The 23,534-nt window shown below is 64.2% G+C and carries 25 protein-coding genes; 12 read left to right on the top strand and 13 right to left on the bottom strand.

The window, feature by feature from the left end:
• Positions 1 to 221 precede the first annotated feature (221 nt).
• Positions 222 to 1,121: an EAL domain-containing protein gene (locus ACYG9V_RS27155; RefSeq protein ID WP_352762304.1), complete on the top strand. Its 900-nt coding sequence runs from the start codon at positions 222 to 224 to the stop codon at positions 1,119 to 1,121.
• Positions 1,118 to 1,978 (top strand): EAL domain-containing protein, encoded by an 861-nt coding sequence (locus ACYG9V_RS27150; RefSeq protein WP_023671962.1) that lies wholly within the window; start codon positions 1,118 to 1,120, stop codon positions 1,976 to 1,978. The genes ACYG9V_RS27155 and ACYG9V_RS27150 overlap by 4 nt, the downstream gene beginning before the upstream one ends.
• A 101-nt stretch (positions 1,979 to 2,079) precedes the next feature.
• Here ACYG9V_RS27150 and ACYG9V_RS27145 read toward each other — a convergent pair whose 3' ends face one another.
• Both ACYG9V_RS27145 and ACYG9V_RS27140 read right to left on the bottom strand, forming a co-directional pair.
• Positions 2,080 to 2,280 carry a hypothetical protein gene (locus ACYG9V_RS27145; protein ID WP_023748189.1) on the bottom strand — a complete coding sequence of 67 codons (201 nt, stop codon included), beginning with the start codon at positions 2,278 to 2,280 and terminating at the stop codon, positions 2,080 to 2,082.
• A gap of 233 nt (positions 2,281 to 2,513) precedes the next feature.
• A complete protein-coding gene (locus tag ACYG9V_RS27140; protein ID WP_015316174.1) occupies positions 2,514 to 2,726 on the bottom strand; it encodes a cold-shock protein in 213 nt (70 codons plus the stop codon).
• A 298-nt stretch (positions 2,727 to 3,024) separates the two neighbouring features.
• Between ACYG9V_RS27140 and ACYG9V_RS27135 the strand changes: the two genes are divergently transcribed.
• Positions 3,025 to 3,351 (top strand): hypothetical protein, encoded by a 327-nt coding sequence (locus ACYG9V_RS27135; protein ID WP_023748190.1) that lies wholly within the window; start codon positions 3,025 to 3,027, stop codon positions 3,349 to 3,351.
• A 163-nt stretch (positions 3,352 to 3,514) separates the two neighbouring features.
• Here the strand turns inward: ACYG9V_RS27135 and ACYG9V_RS27130 are convergent, their stop codons facing one another.
• Positions 3,515 to 4,096, bottom strand: coding sequence for a methylated-DNA--[protein]-cysteine S-methyltransferase (locus ACYG9V_RS27130; RefSeq protein ID WP_023828092.1), 582 nt, complete (start codon positions 4,094 to 4,096; stop codon positions 3,515 to 3,517).
• A gap of 177 nt (positions 4,097 to 4,273) precedes the next feature.
• Between ACYG9V_RS27130 and ACYG9V_RS27125 the strand changes: the two genes are divergently transcribed.
• Together ACYG9V_RS27125 and ACYG9V_RS27120 are read left to right on the top strand one after the other, a co-directional pair.
• On the top strand, positions 4,274 to 5,203 hold the full coding sequence (locus ACYG9V_RS27125; RefSeq protein WP_023748191.1) for a lytic transglycosylase domain-containing protein: 930 nt from the start codon (positions 4,274 to 4,276) through the stop codon (positions 5,201 to 5,203).
• A gap of 5 nt (positions 5,204 to 5,208) precedes the next feature.
• A complete protein-coding gene (locus ACYG9V_RS27120) occupies positions 5,209 to 5,697 on the top strand; it encodes a GNAT family N-acetyltransferase (RefSeq protein ID WP_023705860.1) in 489 nt (162 codons plus the stop codon).
• A gap of 287 nt (positions 5,698 to 5,984) precedes the next feature.
• Here ACYG9V_RS27120 and ACYG9V_RS27115 read toward each other — a convergent pair whose 3' ends face one another.
• Positions 5,985 to 6,323, bottom strand: coding sequence for a hypothetical protein (locus ACYG9V_RS27115; protein WP_023672415.1), 339 nt, complete (start codon positions 6,321 to 6,323; stop codon positions 5,985 to 5,987).
• 329 nt (positions 6,324 to 6,652) lie between these two features.
• Between ACYG9V_RS27115 and ACYG9V_RS27110 the strand changes: the two genes are divergently transcribed.
• The 3 genes from ACYG9V_RS27110 (at position 6,653) to ACYG9V_RS27100 (ending at position 8,601) form a co-directional block, all read left to right on the top strand.
• Complete coding sequence (locus ACYG9V_RS27110; protein ID WP_023672417.1) at positions 6,653 to 7,204, top strand: DUF4142 domain-containing protein; 552 nt, start codon at positions 6,653 to 6,655, stop codon at positions 7,202 to 7,204.
• Between the two features lie 302 nt (positions 7,205 to 7,506).
• Positions 7,507 to 7,971 carry a cupin domain-containing protein gene (locus ACYG9V_RS27105; RefSeq protein WP_352762302.1) on the top strand — a complete coding sequence of 155 codons (465 nt, stop codon included), beginning with the start codon at positions 7,507 to 7,509 and terminating at the stop codon, positions 7,969 to 7,971.
• A 237-nt stretch (positions 7,972 to 8,208) separates the two neighbouring features.
• Positions 8,209 to 8,601, top strand: a complete 393-nt coding sequence (locus ACYG9V_RS27100) for a RidA family protein (RefSeq protein WP_352762301.1) — start codon at positions 8,209 to 8,211, stop codon at positions 8,599 to 8,601.
• A 333-nt stretch (positions 8,602 to 8,934) separates the two neighbouring features.
• On the opposite strand, the gene carB is transcribed toward ACYG9V_RS27100, so the two are convergent.
• From carB to ACYG9V_RS27085, 3 genes are all read right to left on the bottom strand, one after another.
• A complete protein-coding gene (gene carB / locus ACYG9V_RS27095; protein WP_023705856.1) occupies positions 8,935 to 12,438 on the bottom strand; it encodes a carbamoyl-phosphate synthase large subunit in 3,504 nt (1,167 codons plus the stop codon).
• 249 nt (positions 12,439 to 12,687) lie between these two features.
• Entirely contained in the window at positions 12,688 to 13,740 is a 1,053-nt protein-coding gene (locus ACYG9V_RS27090) for an SH3 domain-containing protein (RefSeq protein WP_352762729.1), read from the bottom strand.
• Between the two features lie 248 nt (positions 13,741 to 13,988).
• Positions 13,989 to 14,765 (bottom strand): metallophosphoesterase family protein, encoded by a 777-nt coding sequence (locus ACYG9V_RS27085; protein ID WP_023705854.1) that lies wholly within the window; start codon positions 14,763 to 14,765, stop codon positions 13,989 to 13,991.
• Between the two features lie 179 nt (positions 14,766 to 14,944).
• Here ACYG9V_RS27085 and ACYG9V_RS27080 point away from each other — a divergent pair, with 179 nt between their 5' ends.
• Positions 14,945 to 15,415 carry a nucleoside deaminase gene (locus ACYG9V_RS27080; RefSeq protein ID WP_023691527.1) on the top strand — a complete coding sequence of 157 codons (471 nt, stop codon included), beginning with the start codon at positions 14,945 to 14,947 and terminating at the stop codon, positions 15,413 to 15,415.
• A 20-nt stretch (positions 15,416 to 15,435) separates the two neighbouring features.
• Here ACYG9V_RS27080 and ACYG9V_RS27075 read toward each other — a convergent pair whose 3' ends face one another.
• On the bottom strand, positions 15,436 to 15,792 hold the full coding sequence (locus ACYG9V_RS27075) for an ArsR/SmtB family transcription factor (RefSeq protein WP_023689740.1): 357 nt from the start codon (positions 15,790 to 15,792) through the stop codon (positions 15,436 to 15,438).
• 200 nt (positions 15,793 to 15,992) lie between these two features.
• Between ACYG9V_RS27075 and ACYG9V_RS27070 the strand changes: the two genes are divergently transcribed.
• On the top strand, positions 15,993 to 17,171 hold the full coding sequence (locus tag ACYG9V_RS27070; RefSeq protein WP_023683782.1) for an MFS transporter: 1,179 nt from the start codon (positions 15,993 to 15,995) through the stop codon (positions 17,169 to 17,171).
• A 29-nt stretch (positions 17,172 to 17,200) separates the two neighbouring features.
• On the opposite strand, the gene ACYG9V_RS27065 is transcribed toward ACYG9V_RS27070, so the two are convergent.
• Positions 17,201 to 17,665, bottom strand: coding sequence for a MarR family winged helix-turn-helix transcriptional regulator (locus ACYG9V_RS27065; RefSeq protein WP_023689742.1), 465 nt, complete (start codon positions 17,663 to 17,665; stop codon positions 17,201 to 17,203).
• Positions 17,666 to 17,846: 181 nt separating this feature from the next.
• Between ACYG9V_RS27065 and ACYG9V_RS27060 the strand changes: the two genes are divergently transcribed.
• Positions 17,847 to 18,641 carry an SDR family NAD(P)-dependent oxidoreductase gene (locus ACYG9V_RS27060; protein ID WP_023689743.1) on the top strand — a complete coding sequence of 265 codons (795 nt, stop codon included), beginning with the start codon at positions 17,847 to 17,849 and terminating at the stop codon, positions 18,639 to 18,641.
• Between the two features lie 162 nt (positions 18,642 to 18,803).
• On the opposite strand, the gene ACYG9V_RS27055 is transcribed toward ACYG9V_RS27060, so the two are convergent.
• Complete coding sequence (locus ACYG9V_RS27055) at positions 18,804 to 19,403, bottom strand: LysE family translocator (protein ID WP_023689744.1); 600 nt, start codon at positions 19,401 to 19,403, stop codon at positions 18,804 to 18,806.
• Between the two features lie 87 nt (positions 19,404 to 19,490).
• Here ACYG9V_RS27055 and ACYG9V_RS27050 point away from each other — a divergent pair, with 87 nt between their 5' ends.
• Positions 19,491 to 20,369, top strand: a complete 879-nt coding sequence (locus tag ACYG9V_RS27050; RefSeq protein WP_373420136.1) for a LysR family transcriptional regulator — start codon at positions 19,491 to 19,493, stop codon at positions 20,367 to 20,369.
• Between the two features lie 63 nt (positions 20,370 to 20,432).
• Here the strand turns inward: ACYG9V_RS27050 and ACYG9V_RS27045 are convergent, their stop codons facing one another.
• The 3 genes from ACYG9V_RS27045 to ACYG9V_RS27035 form a co-directional block, all read right to left on the bottom strand.
• Positions 20,433 to 21,083 carry a dihydrofolate reductase family protein gene (locus tag ACYG9V_RS27045; RefSeq protein WP_352762300.1) on the bottom strand — a complete coding sequence of 217 codons (651 nt, stop codon included), beginning with the start codon at positions 21,081 to 21,083 and terminating at the stop codon, positions 20,433 to 20,435.
• Between the two features lie 116 nt (positions 21,084 to 21,199).
• A complete protein-coding gene (locus tag ACYG9V_RS27040; RefSeq protein WP_023821924.1) occupies positions 21,200 to 22,057 on the bottom strand; it encodes a protein-L-isoaspartate O-methyltransferase family protein in 858 nt (285 codons plus the stop codon).
• Between the two features lie 53 nt (positions 22,058 to 22,110).
• The gene (locus tag ACYG9V_RS27035; protein WP_023672432.1) at positions 22,111 to 23,469 is read right to left on the bottom strand and encodes an Nramp family divalent metal transporter; all 1,359 of its coding nucleotides are present in this window, start codon (positions 23,467 to 23,469) and stop codon (positions 22,111 to 22,113) included.
• Positions 23,470 to 23,534: the final 65 nt, after the last annotated feature.

Genomic DNA, 23,534 nt, shown 5'->3' with positions numbered 1-23,534 from the left:
TGTCGCATCGACCCGGCAAGTGCAAGCATTGTCGGATGAGCCAGGGGTCAAGGACCTGTGAAGATCGGCTTTTGGAGCGCGTGCATGACGGTTTCGCTCTGCGCTGCGGGCTCGGCAATCGATAGGCTTATCCCCGGCAAGAATAAATTCATCAACGGCCGCTAAAACCTTTGACGGCAGGATCGCCAGCCATTTCGCCTGTCTCGCGGAGCGAGGGACCCTTGTCGCGCAGCACCGGGCTTGCCCACATCATCCGTCACGATGACGGCACCGCTTCAGGTGTCTGGGGTCCCTACACGCTGCAGAGCGCCTTTCAGCCGATCTTCGCCTTCAAGGGGGGCAAGCTCTCGATCGCAGCGTTCGAGGGGCTGATCCGGCCGTTTCGTGTCGGCGAGCCGCAATCGCCGATGAACTTCTTCCGCACCTGTCCGGCCGGCGACCGCCTGCACATCGAGGCGCTGACGCGCACGCTGCATTTGCTCAATGCCGGCGCCTGCCTGCCGCAAGAAGCCTCGATCTTCGTCAATTTCGACCCGTCGGTGTTCACCGAGCGCACCGTCGCCGACAACGCGCTGCGCGACATGCGGCTGGTGCTGCACGAGGCGGGGATCGATCCGCGCCGCATCGTGTGCGAGGTGACCGAGCAGAAGTCGGCGTCGCAGGAAACGCTCTACAGCTTTGTCGAGGCGCTGCGGGCCAATGGCTTTCGCATCGCCGTCGACGACTACGGCGCCGATGAATCCGACATCAACCGCATCAAGGAGCTCAAGCCCGACATCGTCAAATTCGATGCGCACTGGATCACGCAGCTCATGGAATCCGGCGCCGGCTTTGCCCTGCTGACTGCCATGGTGACGAACTTCGAACTACAGGGCATCCGCACCGTGTTCGAAGGCATCGAGGAAGGCTGGCAGCTTGAATTGGCCGAGAAATCCGGCGCATCGATGGTGCAGGGCTTCGTGCTGGCGAAGCCGGAACTGGCGCCGACCAGCTTTCGCGCTTTCGGCAGGGATGGGCAGCCGTCTGTCGCGGCGGCCGAGCCTGGCAAGACGCCTGCCGGCCCGACTGCAGCGCCTCCGGCGCGGCCGGGCAGGGTGTTCGGGCGCAGGACCGGGCCATGACCGGGCAGCGCGAGAGGCGTCGCGATATCGGCGAAGCGATCTTTGCCGACGAGGTCGGCATCGAATACGGCGTCTACGGCACGTTCCGGCTGAAGAGCGCCTACCAGCCGATCTTTGCGCCACGCGGCGGCGCGTTGGCCGCGGTTGCAGTCGAGGCGCTGATCGAACCGCAGCGCGCTTCCATGCCGGTTGCACCCGCCATGTTCTTCGACAGTGTTGCGCCGGGCGACCGCCTGTTTGTCGAGACGATGTGCCGGATGCTGCATCTGAAAAACTTCCGCAACATCGGCGTCGACGGGCTCGGCCTGTTCTTCAATTACAACCCGATGATCAACGATCATCTCGGGCGGGCGCTGGCCGAGATCCGGCTGATGACGCGGCATCTCGGCGATCTCGACCTGCATGCCGCCATGCTGGTCTGCGAGATCACCGAACAGGCGGCCGACGATAATGTGCTGGCCCCGCTGGTGCGCGAGATGCGGCGCCACGGCATCCGCATCGCCATCGACGATTTCGGCACCGGCCACTCGACCGCGGAGCGGATGAGCCTGCTTCAACCGGATATTGTGAAGATCGACGGCGGCTGGTTCGCCGAATTCTGCCGCCACGCTGCCGCCGAGCGCTTCTTCCGGCCGCTCGTCTCGTCGCTGCACGATCGCGGCGCCAAGGTGCTGGTGGAAGGCATCGAGCAATCCGTGCATCTGCGCGTCGCGCTGGATGGCGGCGTCGACCTGCTACAGGGGTTCCATCTCGGCCGCCCGGCGCTGGCCGGCACGATCTTCAACCGGGAGCCGCTGTCGATCGAGGCGCTGCTTGGCGCCGACAACAAGGTGGTGCCGCTGCATCTGCGGCGCTGATTTTGTCCTCACGCTTGCCGCCGCTTCGCGGCTCGTTCCGGACGGGACGCCAACGGGCGCGATGCCCGGTTGGGCTTGCGGCCTTCGGCCGTAGCGCGCATTCAAAGAGGGCGAACTCGGCCCGCGTGAAGTTCAGCCAAAGCCTGCTCGGCAAACTTATCCAGCCGGCCAGCCTTGGCGTCCGCCTCGATCTGCATATCCCACACCTCTGCCTGATACGCTGCGAACCATTTGGCAAAGGCCTTTAGTTCTGTGGTGTTCAGGGCTGCGATGGATCTTTCAATCTGTTCGAGCTTGGTCATGGGGCGAAACTAATAGCATGGCCATCGTCCAATTCCAGACAAACAAAAAGGCGGGATAAATCCCGCCTTCCCATTTTCGGTAGCCTGATCGGAGCTTTAAGTCCGGGCCGGCAGCTATCTGCTGATCCAGCTTGTCGGGTCTTTCCGCTCCAGCGCGCTTCTCGCGCGACCGTCAGTACATCCGTGACTTGCCGCGCGCCCCGAACTCTCGTCCGGCGCGCGCTATCGCAAAATCAGGCTGCCTTGCTCAGAGAACCAGCGGACGACTTGCCTGTGCGGCGGTCCTGCTCGATCTCGAAGTTGATTTTCTGGCCTTCGACCAGGGTCGACAGTCCAGCGCGCTCGACAGCGGAGATGTGAACGAAAACGTCCGCACCGCCCGAATCAGGCTGAATGAAGCCGAAGCCCTTGGTGGCATTGAACCACTTGACCGTACCAGTTGCCATATGAATAGTCCTCGCATTTGCTTTGGTTTGACCGAACCGAGGTTCAGCCGGTTTGTATCGAGATTTTGGAGATAGACGTCAGCAAACGCGAAGATCGCGAGGCCCGGATCGATCGGCCGAAATATCAATGGAGCTGATATAGGCGGGTTTCGCACCAAAAACAAGATGGCTCGAAAAATGGCGTTGCGGTGGCGCCGCCCAAAGGCCGCCCCAATCGCATGAAAGCGTCGAGCAATCGGGAAGACCGGGACGCCCGACGGCGTTAGTCCGGTTTTGGGAGACTGTCATGAAAACGGTTGTGAAAACCATTCTGCTTGCCGCCTGCCTGACGCTGGCGGCCGCCGAGGCGCAGGCAATTTCGCGCTACGACCCCACTCGTATGAGCTGCGACACGGTGCAAGGCACGATCGCCCGCCAGGGCGCGGTCATCCTGCGCTATCAGTCCAGGCGCGTGCCGGGGCTGCCGCTCTTCGACCGCTATGTGCAGAGCCAGCAATTCTGCAATGTCGGCGAGGTCAGGAAGCGCGCCTATGTACCGAGCGCCGATACCGAATCCTGCCCGGTCTATCTCTGCAAGCGGATCGAGAACGACCATTTTCACCGCCGCTTCCTGCGCCGTCATTAGGGCATATTGATATTCGGGTGAGGCCGGCCTGCGAACGATGGTCTTCTGCGCTTCCGGCGCCCACGTACATTAAGTACGCTCCGCTCCGGTTCTCGAAGACCATAGTTCTCGGTGCGGCCTGACCTGAATCTCAACATACCCAGCCGGCATACCATTCAAGCTCTTAGAACCCGAACGAGACCTGCGCCGCCGGCGGCGGGCCGACGCGCACGCCTTCCATGGCCAGCATCTTTTCCTTGGTGGCCGAGCCGCCGGGCGCCGAGAAGCCGCCGATCTTGCCGCCCGCGGCTAGAATCCGATGGCAGGGGATGACCAGCGGCACCGGGTTGGCGCCCAGCGCTGCCCCGGTTTCGCGCGGCAGGCCGGCTTGGCCAGCGCGCTTGGCCAGTTCGCCATAGGTGGTGGTTTCGCCATAATGCAGTTTCCGCGCCGCCTCGTAGATGGCGAGACGGAAGTCGTCGACGCCGTCGAGATCGACCGGCACGCCGGAGAAATCGACGTCCTCGCCTGACGCATACGCCTTGATCGAGGCGATCAGCTCGACCACCCATTGCGGCTGCCCAATGTTCGCAGTGGTATTGGCGGCAACACCGGCATGCCGCATCAGCCGGCGCTCCACCGCTTCGCGGCTCCTTTCGGGCAGGCAGAGCCGGATCAGGCCCTTTTCGCTCCAGGCGATGCCCATGAAGCCGATCACTGTTTCTAACACTGCGTGGCCGGCTGTGATCGAAGATGCCGTTTCCATGATGCGCTCCTTTCCGCAAAGCGGCGAAAACCGGGATGCCAACCGGTACATATGCAGAACAATATGGCATCTGATCCCGGCTCTCGCCACCCGAAAACCACCAGATGGTCCCGATTGCCCACCAGGAATCGCTGGTGTAAGGACTTCTTAACAACCGACAAATCGGACCCGCGCGGCTTGCCAGCAAAATTCAACCTTTTCGCGATCTCTGTGATCGTCGGCGCAGCTGCCCTCAGCGGCTGCCAATCGACCTCGCAGATGAAGGCCACGCCTGCGCTGACCGAAACCGCGACCGCTGCCGGCAGCGATGCCGGCTTTACCGTGCCGCTGCCCGATACGGTTTCGGTGCTGCCGCAATCCTCGGGCATAACACCCGTCCAGGCGGCCGAAGCGGCGCCGGCCACGCCAGCGCTCGATGCCGCTGCGCAGCCGGTTGCCGCGACCGCGGCCTTTGCCGGCGCGACGCCCACGGCCCCGGCCGTGCCTGCGGTGATGGCCGCCAATGCTTGGCAGGCGCCTGCGCCCGCCAACGCCGGACAGCCGGTCGCGGCGCAATATACGACCGCCAGCCTTGTCATGCCGGCGACCGCCAAGGGCGGCCAGAACGCCATGCCCGGCGTGCAGCAGGTAGCCTATGTCGTGCCGCAGAACCCGGCTTCCTTGGGCCTGTTCCCCGCCGCGCCGCTCGGTCTCCCGGAAGAAGAGCATGCGACCGGCATGCGCGGCGACGTCGACCGGCTGATCCAGAAATACGCCGCTCTCTACGAGGTGCCGGTCGATCTGGTGCGCCACGTCGTCAACCGCGAAAGCACCTACAATCCGAAGGCTTACAATAACGGCCATTGGGGCCTGATGCAGATCAAGCACGCGACGGCGCGCGGCATGGGCTATGACGGGCCGGCCAAGGGCTTGTTCGACGCCGAAACCAATCTGAAATACGCGGTCAAATATCTGCGTGGCGCCTGGCTGGTGGCGGGTGGCAACGCCAAGAAGGCCGATTGGCTCTACCAGACCGGCTATTATTTCGACGCCAAGCGCAAAGGCCTGCTCGAGGCCACCGGCCTCGGTGTCGACCGCAAGCGCCGCCGGCTGCAGCCCGACGCCTGAGCGCGATGCCTGAACCGCGCCCGCCGGCTCCAAACGACATCCGGCTGCGCAAGATCCTCGACGAGACGCTCGTTGCGCCGCACTGGCCGGACGGCTTTGCCATGCGCTGCTTCGAACATGGTGACGCGCAGCCCCTGCACGCGCTTTTGACCGAGGTGTTCGACGACGGCACCGACGGCCCGTTCGACGAATGGTGGCCGCGCATATCCAGCGATGCCGAATTCGACCCGGCGCTGTGTTTCCTGGTCATCGACGCCAAGGGACGGCTGGCGGCGGCAGCGCTGTGCTGGACGAGGGCCTTCGTCAAGGACCTCGCGGTCCATCCCGGAGCGCGCGGCAAAGGAATTGGCGAAGCGCTGATGTGGCAGGCCTTCAACGCCTTTCGCGATCGAGGCGCGGCCCATGTCGACCTCAAGACCAACACGGTCGAGAACGCCGCCGCGCTCCGGCTCTACGAGCGGCTGGGAATGATGCCTGTCGCCTGGGAAGGGTAAGGGCTTTTTTCTTGCCGCAATTCCCTGGGGAAAACGCTACGCGCTTTTCCCGGGAAAACCGGTTCCCACCTTTCCTGGAATTGCTCGAGCGCTGTTGAAAACCTCCGGATTGTGAACTGCTTCACATTGGCCGCCGCAACCGGATGCTACCTCACCATCCATGCCTTTCGACCGATGGCGGATCGACGACTGGCAGATGTGGAGGGGCTGCACCGGCATGTGTTCAGCCGCTCCTTGGCGGGTCCCAGGCGGGGGTTTGGGGCCCGCCAGTCGTTTTACGGTCGCCCTCAGATATCGGGCGCATTGCCGATCTTCTTTTTGAGCTCAATCGCCCAGGCGCGGCCCTCGTCGCCGCCCCACAACAGCCAGGCGATATGGCCGGCCGAAGGATTGTCTTCATTGCCGTAATTCTTGCCGCGCTTGTCGACCTCGTGGCGGGCGAAGTAGCTGACCATGCGGCGGATGGTGGATGGCGCCAGCTTTTCGCGGTTCTTGAGTTCCGTCGCCCGCGCGACGCCGATCTCGGTGCCGCCACGGCCGAACTGCTTGCGCAGCCTCAACCCCTTGGCGGCATTGTCGGCCACCACTTGCGGGCAGCGCAGATCGATCTCTTCATCCTCTTGCATGTGTCTCCCCAGCTCCGGAAGCCTAGCCTGCGGACCCAATGCGGGAAAAGCAACCGGTTCCCAATGCCGCGCCGTCCATCAGGACCAGGATCCGCGCGCCATCGGCGCGTGCGAGATCCTGTGGAACCTTATGGATGTCACGCCTGAGGTCGGCCGAACTGGACCGAACAGCTGCAATATGGCGAGGCGTGCTGTCCTGAGGTTTGTCCGCCAGGGGCTCGGGACGGCTCTTCGGCAGATGGTCGCTGACGAATAGTTCTCCGGACGCAACCCTGCCGCCAATGCCGCGTTTGATTAGCCGAGGGAAATTTTCAAATCGGAGAACTCAGATGAAAACGCTTCTCACCATTGCCGCCGTCGCCTTGTTCGCCGGTGCCCCTGCCGCCTTTGCGGCCAACTCGACTGCGGTCGCGCCTGCCATGGCCGCCAGCAAGGTCGATACCCCAACCTTCGTCAAGACGGTGCCTAGCTCCAACGAATTCGAAATCCAGTCGAGCAAGCTCGCCGAGGAAAAATCCAAGGCGGCTGACGTCAGGAAATTCGCCAAGCAGATGGTCAAGGACCACACCAAAGCCGGCAAGGAGTTCAAGGCGGCGCTGAGCCAGGGCCAGACCACCGGTTCGACCAAAGCCGCGGGGCCGGCCCTGCAGCCGAAGGAGCAGGCAATGCTCGACGAGTTGAAGAGCGCAAGCGGCAAGGATTTTGACGCCAAGTACATCCAGATGCAGACGGACGCGCACAAGGAGGCCGTAGCCCTGTTCAGCAGCTATGCCAACTCGGGCGACGACCCGGCGATGAAGGAATTCGCCAAGAAGACGCTGCCGACGCTGCAGATGCACGAGAAGCACGTGAAGGAACTCGCGGCCGCGCATCAGGGTTGAGGACGGGTGACTGGCCAGCAATAGCATTCTACGGCGCCCCCCTCTGTCCTGCCGGACATCTCCCCCACGAGTGGGGAGATCAGCAGCGTCGGCGCCGTGCTTTTCTTGCGACGGTGAAAATTGGCGAAGGCTGAGGCGACAGCCAATCTCCCTTCTTGTGGGGGAGATGTCCGGCAGGACAGAGGGGGGCGCCGTAGAGTGCGACGGCCGATGCCTGCCGTTGGCAAGGCATTGCGGCAAAGTGGCTCTGTGGCTGCGCCGGCAGTGACATACACTGCCGCCACCAATTCAATGGAGCTCCCATGCCCAAGATCGACCTGTCCACCGTGCCTGTCCGCAAGGGCTCCGGCTACCCCGCGCCCTTCGACGCCCCTTGCGCCGAGCGCACACGCCACCGCCTCGGCGATGCCGGCGGCCTCACCGATTTCGGCGTCAACCTGATGACATTGCCATCAGGCGGCTGGTCGAGCCAGCGGCACTGGCACAGCCATGAGGACGAGCTCGTCTATGTGCTGGAAGGCGAACTGGTGCTGGTCGAGGATGGCGGCGAGACGCTGCTCAAGGCCGGCGACTGCGCGACCTTTGCCAAGAACAGTGGCAACGGCCACCACATGATCAACCGCTCGTCCACAACGGCGCGCTATCTCGAGGTCGGCTCGCGCAATCCGGATGATCTCATCACTTGCTCCGACATCGACATGATGAGCCCGAGTTCGGATGGCAGGTTTCTGCACAAGGACGGGACGCTGTATCCGGGGCAGGGGTGAGGGCTGGACCATGCTTCGGCGCTGGTGTTCGCTGGGTGGGGGGATAAGTTCCTCACGATTAAAGGTGGCGCCGGCCCCCTCATCCGACCGCTTCGCGGCCACCTTCTCCCCGCTGGGGAGAAGAGGGAAGCGCTGGCGCTGACCGGCTCCTCTCCCCTCGGGGAGAGGTCAGCCGAGCGAAGCGGAGGCTGGTGAGGGGGCCTTGGCGCCAGCTTGGCAAACAAAGGGAGCATCACCGTGAAAAAAGAAGTCATCGAAGTGCCCGTCATGTCGGCCAAGGTGCGGGCGCTCGGGCTGCCCTGCTCGACGGCGGTGAGGGCCAATGGCTTCGTGTTCATCTCGGCGACGCCGCCTGTGGACATGGTGACCGGCGAGATGGTGCGCGGCGACATCGAAACCCAGACCGAGGCGTGGCTGAAGGCGCTGAAGCATTGCCTGGAAGCGGCCGGCACTTCGCTGGACAATGTGGTGATGGTGCGCATCTACGCAGTCAATTCCGGCTTCTACAACGCCATCAACCGGGTCTATGCCAGGTATTTCAGCGTCAACCCGCCGGCGCGGAGTTTCGTGCCGGTGGCGTCATGGCCGATGGAGTTCGACATCGAGATCGAGTGTGTGGCAGTGGGGTGAGGTTTCCTCCTCCCTTGTGAGGGAAGCTGGATCGGCGCATCGTCAGCCTTTGCCTTCCGCCGCCCTCATCAAGCCAACTGGGGTCGCTGTACAGAAATCGGTCCCAGATTTTGTAGGTGTTATTGAATCACTTAAGCAAATTCACCAGCCTACATTTTTGGAGTTTTCTAAGCAGGTTGAAATTGTAGGTTGATCTGGAGAATCAGGTGTTGCCAGGCGCCGATGGACGCGTGGGCTGGGCGCAAGGTTTCCACAGAGGCGCGATGTTTGCTGGACCTGTGCCGTCCTTCGGCCTACCTTTTGTCTCCTCACAGTGAGAGATAGGCATATCGCCTACGCAAAATACTCTTGCAGCGGCCTGACCTCCAGGCTCCCCGCCTTCAGCGCCGCAATCGCTTCCGCCACAGCCGCAGCGCCCGACAGCGTCGTGTAATACGGCACCTTCTGCATCAGCGTGGCGCGGCGCAGCGACTTTGAGTCTGACACCGCCTTCTGGCCGTCCGTGGTGTTGAAGACGATCTGGACCTGGCGGTTGCGGATGGCGTCTTCGATGTGGGGGCGGCCCTCCAGCACCTTGTTGATCTTCTGCGCGTCGACGCCGTTTTCGGCGAGGAAGCGGGCCGTGCCGGATGTCGCCAACACCTTGAAGCCCTGGCCGGCGAGGCGCTTGACCGCCGGCAGGATGCCGGCCTTGTCCTCGTCGCGCACCGAGACGAACAGCGTACCGGAGCGGGGGAGATCAACGCCGGCGCCGAGCTGGCTCTTGGCGAAGGCGAGCGCGAAGTCGCGGTCGAGGCCCATGACTTCGCCGGTCGAGCGCATTTCCGGGCCAAGCAATATGTCGACGCCGGGGAAGCGGGCGAAGGGGAAGACGGCTTCCTTGACCGCTATGTGGCCGGGGTTCCTGGGGTCGGGCATGGCGCCGTAATGGGCGAAGGCATCTTCAAGTGTCTCGCCGGCCATGATGCGGGCGGCGATCTTGGCGATGGGACGGCCGATGGTCTTGGCGACGAAGGGCACGGTGCGCGATGCCCGCGGATTGACCTCCAGCACATAGACCGTGCCGTCCTTGATCGCATACTGCACGTTCATCAGGCCGCCGACATTGAGCGCGCGGGCAAGGGCCGCCGTCTGGCGCTCCAGCTCGTCGACCAGCTCGGAAGGCAGCGAGTGAACGGGGAGCGAGCAGGCGCTGTCGCCGGAGTGGATGCCGGCCTCCTCGATGTGTTCCAGAATGCCTGAGACGAATGTCGACTTGCCGTCGCAGAGGCAGTCGACATCGACCTCGATGGCGCCGGAGAGATAGGTGTCGAACAGAAGCGGGTTCTTGCCCAGCAGCGTGTTGATCTGGCCTGTCTTGTCGTTGGGGTATTTCTGCTTGATGTCCTCCGGCACCAGGCCGGGCACGGTGTCGAGCAGGTAGCTCTGCAGCATGCCTTCGTCATGGATGATCTGCATGGCGCGGCCGCCGAGCACATAGGAGGGGCGCACCACCAGCGGGAAGCCGAGCTCGCCGGCGACTAGGCGCGCCTGCTCGACCGAATAGGCGATGCCGTTCTTCGGCTGGCTGAGGTTGAGCTTATGAAGCAGCTTCTGGAAGCGGTCGCGGTCTTCGGCGAGATCGATCATGTCGGGCGACGTACCGAGGATCGGGATGCCGGCCTTCTCCAGCGCATCGGCCAACTTCAGCGGCGTCTGGCCGCCGAACTGGACGATAACGCCGACCAGTTCGCCCGAGGCCTGTTCGGCGCGCAGGATCTCCAGCACGTCCTCCGCCGTCAGCGGTTCGAAGTAGAGCCGGTCGGAGGTGTCGTAGTCGGTCGAGACGGTCTCGGGGTTGCAGTTGATCATGATCGCTTCATAGCCGGCGTCGCGCAGCGCGAAGGCGGCATGGCAGCAGCAATAGTCGAACTCGATGCCCTGGCCGATGCGGTTCGGACCGCCGCCAAGGATGACGACTTTTTTCCGCGCTGACACTTGCGCTTCATTGGCCAGCGCGCCGGCGAAGGGCACTTCGTAGGTCGAGTACATGTAGGCGGTGGGCGAGGCGAACTCGGCCGCGCAAGTGTCGATGCGCTTATAAACCGGATGAACGTCGAGCTTTTCACGAATCTTCGCAATCACTTCGGCGTCGGTCTTCGTCAGCGAGGCGAGGCGGGCATCGGAGAAGCCCATCGCCTTCAGCATGCGCAGATTGACGGCGTCTTGCGGAATGCCGTGCTCGCGGATGCGGGCTTCCATGGAAACGATGCCGGCGATCTGTTCGAGGAACCACGGGTCGATCTTGCACATGGCGTGCACGTCTTCCAGCGAGGTGCCCATGCGGATCGCCTGCGCCACCATGCGCAGCCGGTCGGGCGTCGGCGTGCCGAGCGCGGCGCGGATGGCGTTGCGGTCGTCGGCGTGGTTGGCAGCCACGGCACCGTGGCCGAGGCCGGGGATCTCGATCTCGTCTAGGCCGGTGAGGCCGGTTTCCAATCCACGCAAAGCCTTCTGCAGGGACTCCTGGAAGGTGCGGCCGATGGCCATGACTTCACCGACAGACTTCATGGCGGTGGTCAGCACCGGCTCGGCGCCGGGGAATTTCTCGAAGGCAAAGCGCGGGATTTTGGTGACGACGTAATCGATGCTCGGCTCGAAGGAGGCGGGCGTGGCGCCGCCGGTGATGTCGTTCTCCAGCTCGTCCAGCGTGTAGCCGACGGCGAGTTTTGCCGCGATCTTGGCGATGGGGAAGCCGGTCGCCTTCGAAGCCAAGGCGGAACTGCGCGAGACGCGCGGGTTCATCTCGATGACGACGAGGCGGCCATCGGCCGGGTTGACGGCGAACTGCACGTTGGAGCCGCCGGTCTCGACGCCGATCTCGCGCAGCACCGCGATCGAGGCGTTGCGCATCATCTGGTATTCCTTGTCGGTCAAGGTCAGCGCGGGCGCGACGGTGATCGAGTCACCGGTGTGTACGCCCATCGGGTCGATATTCTCGATCGAGCAGACGATGATGCAATTGTCCGCCTTGTCGCGGACGACCTCCATCTCATATTCCTTCCAGCCGAGCACGCTTTCCTCGATCAGCACTTCGGTGGTCGGCGAGGCGTCGAGGCCGGACTGGACAATGTCGTAGAATTCGGCGCGGTTGTAGGCGATGCCGCCGCCGGTGCCGCCCATGGTGAAAGACGGGCGGATGATGGCGGGCAGGCCGACATGGTCGAGCGCCTGGGCGGCAATCGCCATGCCATGGCTGATGTAGCGCTGCTTGCGGTCGCCTTCGCCGAGGTTCCAGCGGGTTTCCAGCGCGTCGAGCGCGGCATCGAGGTCGGCAGGCGCCTCGGCCTTTACGGCGGCGCGCTCGGCCTCGTGCGTCTTGCGGTCGGCGTTCTTGACATCGGTGGCATTGGCAAGCATCGACTTCGGCGTTTCCAGGCCGATCTTCTTCATCGCCTCGCGAAACAGCGCCCGGTCCTCGGCCTTGTCGATCGCCGTGGCGTCGGCGCCGATCATCTCGACATTGTAGCGTTCGAGCACGCCCATGCGGCGCAGCGACAGAGCAGTATTGAGCGCGGTCTGGCCGCCCATGGTCGGCAGCAGCGCGTCGGGCCGCTCCTTGGCGATGATCTTGGCGACGACTTCAGGCGTGATCGGCTCGATATAGGTGGCGTCGGCCAGTTCCGGGTCGGTCATTATGGTGGCCGGGTTGGAATTGACCAGGATGACGCGAAAGCCCTCTTCCTTCAGCGCCTTGCAGGCCTGTGTGCCGGAATAATCGAACTCACAGGCCTGGCCGATGACGATGGGGCCGGCCCCGATGATCAGGATCGACTTGATGTCGGTGCGTCTTGGCATCGTTGTGAGTTCCGTTCGGCGAGCGGCTTGCACGAAAAACCGGGACGGGAAGACCCGGCCGGTTGTGCTTGCGATTCTGGTATCAGGCTAGGAGGGCCTTATAGGGAAGAGTTTTGGGAGATGTAACCCCGAAAATGAGGCTAGGCAGTAGGGATTAGGCAGTAGGGATTAGGCAGTAGGGATCAGGCAGTGGGGATTAGGCAGGAGCGAGGTTAAGGCGCCTATTGCCCATTCCCTACTGCCTGACACCTAACCCCCCAGCGCGAGCTGATCCGTAATCTCAAACCGCTCGGATACCCCGACGCGGATCATGTTGAGGCTGCCTTCCCTTGTGAAGCGGAAGTCCTTGCCCAAATCCGAGCCGGCCGGCATGCCGGCATTGAAGGAGATGACGCGCGTGCCGCCATCGGGCCAGGTCACGGTGATGTCTGCCTTGCCGGCGCCATTGTGGACGATGTTGACGGCGCAGCGGGTCATCGGCTGGCCGACATAACGGGCGCAGGGGATATCGGCGGCGGCGCCGAGGGCGGGCGGGGGTTCCAGCCGTGCATCGGTTTGCGTAGCGGTCGCAGCTTTGGCCTGGTCCGGCCGTGGCGTCGGGGATGGTACCCCCGGCGCGGACGTCGCATCTGGTGCGACTTCCGCATTCGCGGCGGAATCCTGTACCGGCTTCCCTGTGGTCTCCGTCGCCGGAGCCTCCGTGGCAGCGATCTCGCCCGTCGTCGGGCTTTCATTGGCTGCGAAGGCGAGGCCATAAGCATCCTGCATGGCGGTCCTGCCGATCTCGGCGGCGGATTTCGGTGCGCCTGGATCCGTGCCGCCAAGGCGCTCCGTCAGGTCGAGTGGGGCCGGCTCGGGTGCAGCCGGGGTGGGTGGAGGCTGAGTGGGTGCAGCCGGAGCGGCAGAGGCGGCGGGTGCAGTTGTCGGGGGCGCTGCGGCCACGTCGGCCGGCTGCGTCGGCATGTCGGGCGCGAGCGCCGGGCCGCCGGCTTCAGCGCTGGCGGTCACCTGGGGCGGCGCGGCGTCAACTTCGACCACGGTCGGGTTGTCGGGGATAAGATAGCGCGCGGGCGCCCAGCCTTTGACCAGTGGATTGTCAATCTCCTCGACCTTGCACCAGCGGTGGCCGTCCACTTCGTTGCAGCCGAAATTCCTGACGCTCGAGCCGATCGGCAGACGCGCCTGGGTTCTGCCGACCGGCGACGGCGTGGCGCGGATGTTGAGGAGATCGCCTGGGCCGAGCTCGGTCACTATGGAAACGATGTCAGCAGGCGCGTCCTCGGCATTGGCCGGCAAGCTCACCAACAACGGGCCCACCACCAACGGACCCGCCAACAACCGGGCTGCCCGCAGGAGCGGAGCGCCAGTCAGTCGATGCAAAATGGTTCGGATTGTGCGCCTCATCATTTGGCCGTGCGCCGATTACCCTTGCGGCAGCAGTCCTGCCGTATGCCAAGGCGGTTTTATAAGGGACGATACGCGGCCATGTAAGTCTGAAAATGCGTCCGATGTTTGGTGCCGCGAGGCGGAAGCAGGGCGCAGCCATGCGGTCAAGCGGAGCCTTGCCAAGAGGGTTTCGGCATGAAGCCGGTCCTCAGCGCATGCGCCCATTCCGGTCGGCCCGCCTGTGCGGCCTGTCTCGCCGCCGCTTCGTGGTCGTAGTCGACGGCGATGGTCTCGAAACGGTCTGGACCATCGCCATCCAAGGTGAGGATGCCGTAGCGCGCATGCGGGCTGCCTTGCTCCGAAACATGCGCCGGGGGCGTGTCATCTTCATAGGCGGGGGCGCCGACGCTGCCGGGATTGAAGAGCAAGGGGCCGCCGGGGATACGGACCAGTTCCGCGCGGTGGCTGTGGCCGCACAGCACGATGCGGCAGGCCGGGTCCAGCGCCTGCAACCGCCGCTGAATAGCGGCAAGCGGCGCGCGCACCAGTTGGCCATCGACGATCGCGTCGAGCAGGTATTTCTCGTCATGGTCGGGCCGCGCATGGAAAGCGACCACGCCGGGAACAATCTCCAGCGTGAAAGGCAGGGCGAACAGCGCCTCGCGCTGCGTCTCCGTCAGCCGCTCCTGGGCGTACCGGTCAGAAGCCCACATCGTATCGTCGGCCGGATCGACGGCGACGCGGCGGTCATGGTTGCCGCGCACAGTCGGCAGGTCGAGCGCTTCGAGCCGCTCGAACGTCTCGCGCGGCCAAAGCGGACCGGAGACGCAGTCGCCCAGGTTGACGGTTAGATCGGCGCCGCCGCGCCGCGCCAGATCGGCGAGCACGGCATCCAGCGCCAGCACATTGCCATGGATGTCGGCGAGAACGGCAATGCGCATGCGGCGGGCTCCTTGGTGCAGCCCCGTTGGAGGCTTGCGGCCCGTCTTCCTATCAAGGCGCTGCCTTCATTATCAAGCCTTTGAGATCGTTCGAGACAGCCGGGAGCTGGCTATCGCGGAAGCACTCCATCTGCTAGCGTCCACGCCGTTCCAGAGTTCATCTGGGGAGGGACCAGGCGATGACCCGCGACCAGATGGTTGCCCACCTCCGCGCCGCCAATGACGTCGCGCGCGAGACTGCCGCGCATGGGCACCATCCTTTCGGCTGCGTGCTCGTCGGCCCCGACGATCGCATCCTGATGCGGCAAGGAAACATCAACACCGTGCGCCACGCCGAAACCGAGCTCTCCCGGCGTGCCGCGGACGCCTATCCGCCGGAATTCCTCTGGTCCTGCACGCTGGTCACAACCGGCGAGCCCTGTGCGATGTGCACGGGAACGCTGTACTGGGCCAATATCGGCCGGCTGGTCTACGGCTTCGAGGAGACCAAGCTTCTCGCGCTGACCGGCAACCACGCCGAGAACCCGACGATGAACCTCTCGTCGCGCACAGTCCTCGGCTCCGGGCAGAAACCGGTCGAGGTCCACGGACCCTTCCCCGAGATGGACGAGGAGCTCCTCGCCCCGCATATCGGTTTTTGGCAGCGCTAGGACCTTGACCTCTGAACCGGTTAGCCCGGCATTTCGATGTCGTGGCCACCGACGATGGGCAGTGCCGGATCATCTCCGGCCGCCGCAATCACGCTATCGAGCAGGCCGGGGAAGCGGGCGTCGAGGTCGGCGCGGCGCAGCGTGATCATCCGGTTGGTGCCGGCCACCTCGGCGCGGGTGACGCCGGCCTCGCGCAGTTTGGCCAGGTGATAGCTGAGATTGGTCTTGGAGCCGAGGTCGAGGAACCGGCTGCAGTTCAGCGGCACGCCTTCCTTGCTGGCGAGATAGCGCACGATGGCGAGCCGGGTCGGGTCGCCAAGCACGCCGAGCACAACCGGCAGGCTGATCTGGTCTGTATTGGGGTGCGGCAAAGTCATGGCCCGAAACTAAGCACAGTCGGTGGCGATTTCAACGCGTCGATCTTTCGCGGGCATGCACAGTCCGTTTTCGCGATTGGCCCAATGGCTGTCCTGACACAGGGCTGTCAGCAGGCTTCAGCTATTTTCACCTGGCTTCATTGACATCATGTCCTGTTATGTCCAATTGTTCAATAAGTTTTGAACTAAGGACACGCCCTATGGACAAGCGCCTCTTCTGGCTTGCGCTCGGATCGTTCACGATCTCGACCGAAGGCTTCGTCATCTCCAGCCTGCTGCCTGATATCGCCACCGACGCCCGCATTTCCATTCCGCTCGCCGGCACGCTGATCACCGCCTTCGCGCTGGCTTACGCCATCGGCACGCCGATCCTGGCAACGCTGACCGGCGAATGGGACCGGCGCCGCGTCATCTTGTGGACGCTGGCGTTCTTCGTCATCGGCAATGTGGTGGCGGCGCTGAGCTCGTCCTTCGAACTGCTGCTCATTGCCCGCATCATCATGGCGCTGTCGTCAGGCTTGTTTGCCGCGACCGCTCAAGGCACGGCGGTGGCGCTGGTCGATGACCACCACCGGGCGCGGGCCATTGCCGTCGTCGTCGGCGGAACCACGGTGGCGGTTGCGCTCGGTGCACCGCTCGGCGCGCTGGTTGCCACGATAGCCGGCTGGCGCGGGACCTTCTTTGCCATTGCCGGGCTCGGCGCGCTGGTCGGCGCCATCCTGTGGTACCGGCTGCCGCGCGGCATTGTCGGTACCAAGCTGCCGCTCAGGCGGCGGCTGGCTGCGGCGCTGCGCCCCGGCGTCATGCCGATCCTGCTGACCACCGCTCTTGCCCTGATCGGCGCCTTCTCGGTGTTTTCCTATATCGCGCCGCTGGCCATCCAGAGCGGCGGCCTCAGCCCGATTGCGCTGCCCGGCATGCTGCTCGCCTTCGGTGTCGGCGCCGTCATCGGCAACATAGCCGGCGGCCAGGCGGCCGACCGTTTTGGTGCGACGCGCACCGTCGGCTGGTCTCTGGCGCTGAGCGCCGTCATGCTGGTGATGCTCTCGGTCATCCCGACCTTCCTGCCGCAGCATCTCGCCGGGCCGGCATTGATGGCCATGATGGTGCCGTGGGGCATGGTCGGCTGGGCATTTCCGCCGGCGCAGGCCAGCCGCATCATCAAGCTGGCGCCCGACGCCGCCCCGATCGTGCTGTCGCTCAACGCTTCGGCCCTCTATCTCGGCGTGGCGCTGGGTGCTGTGGTCGGCGGCGCCGTGCTGCGCTACGGCGTGCCGGCCGATCTCGGCCTGGTCGCCGCCATCTTCCCGCTGATCGGGCTTGGCGTGGTGCTGGCCGGCCGCTGGGCGGCCCGGCCGGTCGCCATGCCGGCCGAATAGATCTTTGCAAAGGACCGGCGGCCGCTCTTTCAGCTTGAAGGGGCGGCCGCCGGCACGTCGTACTCCAGCGCCGCGACTTCATCCAGCATAGCGCGCAGATCTGCCGCTCGCTGCTGGCCGACCAGCGCCTCGAAGCGCTGCTGGGCAATGGTCCACAATTTCGTCGTCTCCTCGAGCTTGGCCTGGCCTTGCGGCGTCAGCCGCACCCGCTTGACGCGGCGGTCGTCCTTGTCGGCGAAGGTGTCGACATAGCCGTCGCGGATCAGCGGCTTCAGCGTATGGCCGAGCGCCGACAGGTCCATGACCATCGCTTCGGCTATCGTGCCCATCGCCGGCTCGTTGCTGACATGGATCTGGTAGAGCAGGCCGTACTGTGTGCCCTTCAGACCCGAAGGCGAGATTACATCGTCATAAAAGCGGCCGAGCTTGCGCGCGGCGCGCCGCAGCGTGGCGTTGTTGCAAAGGCTGAATCCCGGCAGCGCGGTCTTGCTCATCACGACTCCTTGCCGGCAAAACCGCTGCCGGCCTGTCGCAGAAATAGTTTCTGCCGCCTCCGTTGACAAGATGGTGGTATATGCCTACTTCCCGGAAAGTGGTATATGCCACTAATTGGAGATCAGGGCGGGACAAGGGTTCATCGACCTGTCTCGCCGGGCAGAAAAAAGGAACAGGACAATGAGTGGACAGGACAACAAGGGTACCGCAGTCGTCACCGGCGCATCGGCCGGCATCGGCGCGGTCTATGCCGACCGGCTGGCCGGGCAAGGCTACGATCTGGTGCTGGTAGCGCGGCGCGCCGACCGGCTGGAGGAACTGGCTGAAAAGCTGCGATATGCTTACAAGCGCAAGGTCAGCGTGATATCAGCCGATCTTGCCGACGACAATGATGTGCGCCGCGTCGAGCAGGCGATCGCAGCCGACGACAGCGTCACGCTGCTGGTCAACAATGCCGGCATTGGTGGCCAGGCCGTGGTGGCAACGGCCGACGCCGACGAGGCCGAGCGCATGATCAAGGTCAACGTCATCGCCTTGACCCGCCTGACCCGCGCCGTTCTGCCGGGGCTTCTTGCGCGCAACCGCGGCGCCATCGTCAACATCGCCTCTGTGCTCGCCTATGATACCTCGTTCGGCGGCATCTACAGCGGCACCAAGGCCTATGTCGTCAACTTCACCGAGGCCCTGCACCGCGAAGTCGCCGGCACCAATGTGAAGGTCCAGGCGGTGCTGCCGGGCGCGACCCGCACCGATTTCTGGGAGCTCGCCGGTGGCGATATCGACAATCTGCCGAAGGAGATCATCATGTCCGCCGACGATATGGTCGATGCCGCGCTTGTGGGCCTATCCAGGGGCGAAGCCGTCACCGTGCCGGCACTTGCCGATGCGACCAAGCTCGACGCCTTCCTCGGCGCAAGGCAAGTCTTCTACGGCAGCCTGCACGCCGACAAGCCTGCTGCCCGCTACGCGGTCTGAGGAGAGAGCTGGTTCGCTTCGCGAACCAGGACCCCCACCCCGCTCACTTCGTTCGCGGCCCTCCCCACAAGGGGGAGGGTAAAGTGCGCGCTCCCCTACCTCCCCTTTGTGGGGAGGTCGGACCGCAGGTCCGGGTGGGGGTACTGGCGCCGACCTCTGCGTTTACGCTCCCCGCCACATCGGTATGATCGATGCAGCCAGCACCAGCGCCAGCACGATGTTGAGCGCGCGCCATTGCCATTCGGTCTCGAGCAGCCGTGCCAGCACCATGCCCGCCACGCACCAGATCGACAGCGAGACGGCTGCAGTGAGGCCGAAGGTCGAGCCGAGCAGCAGCGCGAGTTGTCCCGGCCCGTCGGCAAGGGCCGCGAACGAGGCCGCCGCCCCCAGTCCCATCGCCCAGCCCTTCGGGTTCATCCATTGAATGCCGGCGCCGCCGAAGAAGCTGTTGGGTTTTGCCATCGCCACATCGAGATTGGGCGGCCCGGCGCGGCCGATCTTGATTGCCAGCCAGATGAGATAGAGCGAGCCGATGATTTTCATCGCCAGTTGCAGCGAAGGCATGGCCAGCAGCAGACCGGCGAGCCCGGCGGCGGCAGCAGCGGTCACGGTGGCGAGACCGGCGGCGCTGCCGACCAATAGGGGAACGGAACGGCGAAAACCGAACTGTGCACCTGAGGCAGTCGACAGGGTGGTGGCGATGCCGGGCGTGACGGTGGCCACGAAGGCAAACAGGATGAGCGGAAAGATGGGCTGCAACATGAGGCGTCCTTCATCAAAAGCCCAATGGTAGACTTCCGCATACTTCAGTAAATGCAATGTTTGCGATGGTTGGCATTAGCAGATATAATGCCAACCATGATCCGCAACCTCGACACAGCGCTGATCCGCACCTTCGTCACTGTCGCCGACAAGGCCAGCATGACGGCGGCGGCGAACGCGCTGCATCTGACGCAAGGCGCCGTAAGCCAGCAGATCAAGCGGCTGGAAGAAGCGCTCGGCTGCAGCCTGTTCGAGCGCGACCGGCGTGGCTTGCGGCTGACGCGGCCCGGCGAGCGGCTGTTCGGCAAGGGCAAACGGTTGCTTGGCCTCAATGACGAGATCTGGGCCGAGATGGCGGGCACCGAGGTCGCCGGCCAGGTGCGGCTCGGTGTTCCCTATGACCTTGTCGGCACTTTGCTGGCGCCGGTGCTGAAGGCCTATGCCGAGACCTATCCGCAGGTCGAGATTTCACTGCTCTGTGCGGCTTCGCCGGACCTTGCCGCGGCCCTCGCGGCCGGCACCATCGACCTTGCCGTCATCGAGGAACGGGTCGGCCCGTCGGCCGGTGAGTGCCTGGCCATTGACCGGCTGGTCTGGGTGGGGGCCAAGGGCGGCGTCGCCCGCGCCAAGCGGCCGCTGCCGGTGTCGATCGTCGCCGACACCTGCGCCTTCCGCCCGGTGGTGCTGTCGGCGCTGAACGAGCACGGGCTGGAATGGCGCACCGTGTTCGAGAACGGCAACATCGACGCGACGACCGCGACAGTGCGCTCCGACCTTGCCGTCACCGCCTGGCTGGCCTCCACCGTGCCTGCCGATCTTGACATCCTGGCTTTTGATGCCGGGCTGCCGCCGCTGCCGAATTTTTCCATCAATCTGCATTTGCCGAAGTACGGCACGGCGCCGGCAGCGCAGGAGTTCGCGCGGTATATCCGGGGTGGGTTGGCACGGCGGGCTGTGGCGGCTTGACAGAACTTGCATTTCCTCTCCCCCGTCGATCGGGGGAGAGGAAAGGTGCCAAGCCTGTCCCTGTTACTTCCAGTTCTTACGCCGCTCGAGCTCGGCCTCTGACGGCTTCTGCGTAGCGAACGACCCGACCTTGACCTCACCCCCGCGTTCGTAGGTCGCCATGATGACGCCTGTGGTAGTGGCCTGCGACTTGACCAGCTTGAAAGCGGCGGGCATCGCACCACCATCGAACAGCCGCTTGCCCTTGCCCAGCAGCAGCGGGAAGATCATCAACCGGATCTCGTCGATCAGCCCGTTGGCGAGCAAAGTCTGGATCAGCTCGCTCGAACCCTGGATGAGCAGGTCAGGCCCATCTTCCTTCTTGAGGCGGCGCAACGCCGCGACGATATCTTCTCCAAGCCATTGCGTATTTTCCCAGGTGAGCGAATCCGGCCGATGCGTCGCCACATATTTAGTCGCAGGGTTGAAGGCATCTCCGATGGCATCTTTCTGGTACGGCCAGTAAGCGGCGAAGATGTCGTAGGTTCTGCGGCCGAGCAGCAGGGCGAAGGGCTTAGAGAACAATTCCTCCATGGCCACGCCCGCCACCTCGTCGAAGTAGTGGAACGTCCAGCCGCCGAACTCGAAGCCGCGAACCGGGTCTTCTTCCGGGCCGCCCGGCGCCTGCATGACGCCGTCGAGGCTGACGAAGGTAGCGGCGATGATCTTTCGCATTGGATTTTCCTTTTCCAGGATCCGCGCCGTCAGGGCCGGATTTCGATCTAAGGACGGACAGGCCGGCGGCCGCCCGACAGGCGTTGGCAAAAAAACGCTGCGGCCGACAAGAGTACCTACCGCCGTCGCCCGCCGCCAAGCGCCTGCGACGAAAACCAGACATCGCCGATGATGGCGGTGGCGGTCCGGTCCGGCGCCCTGTCTGATGTCAGCCAGATCGAACGGCTGCGCGCGGCCTTCTGGAGGTCGGGGATTTTGGCCGCCGAACCGGCGACCGAGGCGCCGACGCAGGGGATGAACCACGAGCGCATGAAGGGGTCGCAGGCAAAACCTTGTTTGGTGCGGGTCACCATTACGGCCAGGCCGACGCCCTGGGACGGGCGCCAGGGAAAGATCATGCGGCCGCCCGCTTTCAGCGCCCTCAGCCAGGCAGCCGGCGGTGCGACGACACCGGCATTGACATAGATGATGTCGGACGGCGGCAGATCGCCGGTGACGGCATCGCCGTGGACGACGCTTACATTGCCGTAGGTTTCGAGATTCTTTGTTGCTCTGGCAGCAAGATCGGCCTCCATTTCGAAGGCGGTCACCGGGCCGGGCGCAACCAGCCGGGCCAGCAAGGCGGTGTAGTAGCCGGTGCCGGCGCCGATATGGGTGACGGCCTCGTCCGGCCTGGGAGCGATCCTGCCTATCCACATGGCGTGCAGGGAGGGTTCGCCATTGTTGATGCCCTTGTCGGCATCGAGCGCCACCAGCACGTCCTGATAGATGTGAACAGGATCGGCGCTCGGCGTCATGATCTTGCCGTTGCCGGTGGTGAGCGCCCTGCCGGCGACGACCGCCCAGGGTCCGGGACCGAGAAAGGCCTCGCGCGGCACGGTGGCAAACGCCTCTTCGAGGCGCGGGTCGGCCGAGCCGGCATTGGCCGCCATCAGTTGCGCGTAAAATTTCCTGGCGTCTTCGACACTTGTCATGATGGCGATCAAGATAGCGCAAGCGGCCGGTTTGTCGCGGTCGGGAATGAAACTCAGCCGACGCCGAAGACGGTGTCGTAGAGCAGCTTGAAGTTGAGCACCAGGATGACCGCCGCGACGACCCAGGCGAGGACCGCCACGCCGCGGGGAATGGCAAGGTTGCCCATCTTCTTCTTGTCGGAGACGAACTGCACCAGCGGGATGACTGCGAAGGGCAGCTGCATCGACAGTACCACCTGGCTGAAGACCAGCAACTGGCCGGTGCCCTTTTCGCCATAGAGCGCGGTGACGACCACCACCGGGACGATGGCGATGCCGCGCGTCAGCAGCCGGCGCGCCCATTGCGGAATGCGCAGGCGCAAAAAGCCTTCCATGACGATCTGGCCGGCAAGCGTTGCCGTAACCGTCGAGTTGAGGCCGGAGGCCAGCAGCGCCACCGCAAACAGGATGGAGGCGATGCCGAGGCCGAGCAGTGGCGACAAGAGCTCGAAGGCTTGGCCGATCTCGGCGACATCCTGATGGCCGGTGCCATGGAAGGCCACCGCCGAGACGATCAGGATCGAGGCGTTGACGAACAGCGCCAAGACGAGCGCGATGGTCGAGTCCGTCGTCGCCCATTTAATGGCGTCGCGCTTGCCTTTTTCGGTCCGTTCATAGGCGCGTGTCTGTACGATCGAGGAGTGCAGGTAGAGATTGTGCGGCATCACCGTGGCGCCGATGATGCCGATGGCGATGTAGAGCATCGCCGGATTGGTGACGATCTCCGTCGACGGCACGAACATCGAATGCAGGATCGAGCCGACCGGAGGGGCAGCGGCAAAGATCTGGATGGCGAAACAGCCGAAGATGATGATCAAAAGCGCGATGACGAAGGCTTCGAGATAGCGGAAACCCTTGTTCATCAAGAGCAGCACGATGAAGGCGTCGAGCGCCGTCAGCAACGCGCCGCCGATCAGCGGAATGCCGAACAGAAGCTGCAGCGCGATCGCCGTGCCGATCACCTCGGCGAGGTCGCAGGCAATGATGGCGAGTTCGCAGGCGATCCACAGCACGAAACTGACGGGACGCGGATAATAGGCGCGGCAGGCCTGGGCGAGGTCGCGGCCGGTGGCGATGCCAAGCCGGGCGGCAAGCGCCTGCAGCAGGATCGCCATCAGGTTGGACAGCATGATGATGAACAATAGCGTGTAGCCGAACTGGGCGCCGCCGGCGAGGTCGGTGGCCCAGTTGCCCGGATCCATATAGCCGACCGAGACCATGTAGCCCGGTCCCATGAAGGCGAACAGGCGACGGAACCAGACGCCGGACTGCGGCACCGCGATCGTGGAGTTCACCTCGCGCAGGCTGGGAGGATTGTCCTCCGGCCTGTCAAATCGCCAGGATGATCCCAAGGTAGCGTCAGCTTCGGACATGGAGGGCTTTCCACTGGGTGGATCGGTTGACGTCATCCTATCTATGCCAGGGCTCAACATTATGC

This window comes from Mesorhizobium sp. W016, from assembly GCF_054719485.1.
Note: the sequence above shows the minus strand (reverse complement) of the source record. Positions and strands in the feature narration are given on the sequence as shown.

Excerpts from the sequence above, each read along its gene's own strand:
- ACYG9V_RS27045 (WP_352762300.1), bottom strand. The coding sequence starts at position 21,083 with ATGCGAAAGATCATCGCCGCTACCTTCGTCAGCCTCGACGGCGTCATG.
- ACYG9V_RS27150 (WP_023671962.1), top strand. The coding sequence starts at position 1,118 with ATGACCGGGCAGCGCGAGAGGCGTCGCGATATCGGCGAAGCGATCTTT.
- ACYG9V_RS27075 (WP_023689740.1), bottom strand. The coding sequence starts at position 15,792 with ATGACTTTGCCGCACCCCAATACAGACCAGATCAGCCTGCCGGTTGTG.
- ACYG9V_RS27110 (WP_023672417.1), top strand. The coding sequence starts at position 6,653 with ATGAAAACGCTTCTCACCATTGCCGCCGTCGCCTTGTTCGCCGGTGCC.
- ACYG9V_RS27080 (WP_023691527.1), top strand. The coding sequence starts at position 14,945 with ATGACCCGCGACCAGATGGTTGCCCACCTCCGCGCCGCCAATGACGTC.
- ACYG9V_RS27115 (WP_023672415.1), bottom strand. The coding sequence starts at position 6,323 with ATGCAAGAGGATGAAGAGATCGATCTGCGCTGCCCGCAAGTGGTGGCC.
- carB (WP_023705856.1), bottom strand. The coding sequence starts at position 12,438 with ATGCCAAGACGCACCGACATCAAGTCGATCCTGATCATCGGGGCCGGC.
- ACYG9V_RS27035 (WP_023672432.1), bottom strand. The coding sequence starts at position 23,469 with ATGTCCGAAGCTGACGCTACCTTGGGATCATCCTGGCGATTTGACAGG.
- ACYG9V_RS27055 (WP_023689744.1), bottom strand. The coding sequence starts at position 19,403 with ATGTTGCAGCCCATCTTTCCGCTCATCCTGTTTGCCTTCGTGGCCACC.
- ACYG9V_RS27085 (WP_023705854.1), bottom strand. The coding sequence starts at position 14,765 with ATGCGCATTGCCGTTCTCGCCGACATCCATGGCAATGTGCTGGCGCTG.
- ACYG9V_RS27145 (WP_023748189.1), bottom strand. The coding sequence starts at position 2,280 with ATGACCAAGCTCGAACAGATTGAAAGATCCATCGCAGCCCTGAACACC.
- ACYG9V_RS27120 (WP_023705860.1), top strand. The coding sequence starts at position 5,209 with ATGCCTGAACCGCGCCCGCCGGCTCCAAACGACATCCGGCTGCGCAAG.
- ACYG9V_RS27105 (WP_352762302.1), top strand. The coding sequence starts at position 7,507 with ATGCCCAAGATCGACCTGTCCACCGTGCCTGTCCGCAAGGGCTCCGGC.
- ACYG9V_RS27140 (WP_015316174.1), bottom strand. The coding sequence starts at position 2,726 with ATGGCAACTGGTACGGTCAAGTGGTTCAATGCCACCAAGGGCTTCGGC.
- ACYG9V_RS27065 (WP_023689742.1), bottom strand. The coding sequence starts at position 17,665 with ATGAGCAAGACCGCGCTGCCGGGATTCAGCCTTTGCAACAACGCCACG.
- ACYG9V_RS27040 (WP_023821924.1), bottom strand. The coding sequence starts at position 22,057 with ATGACAAGTGTCGAAGACGCCAGGAAATTTTACGCGCAACTGATGGCG.
- ACYG9V_RS27050 (WP_373420136.1), top strand. The coding sequence starts at position 19,491 with ATGCCAACCATGATCCGCAACCTCGACACAGCGCTGATCCGCACCTTC.
- ACYG9V_RS27060 (WP_023689743.1), top strand. The coding sequence starts at position 17,847 with ATGAGTGGACAGGACAACAAGGGTACCGCAGTCGTCACCGGCGCATCG.
- ACYG9V_RS27130 (WP_023828092.1), bottom strand. The coding sequence starts at position 4,096 with ATGGAAACGGCATCTTCGATCACAGCCGGCCACGCAGTGTTAGAAACA.
- ACYG9V_RS27070 (WP_023683782.1), top strand. The coding sequence starts at position 15,993 with ATGGACAAGCGCCTCTTCTGGCTTGCGCTCGGATCGTTCACGATCTCG.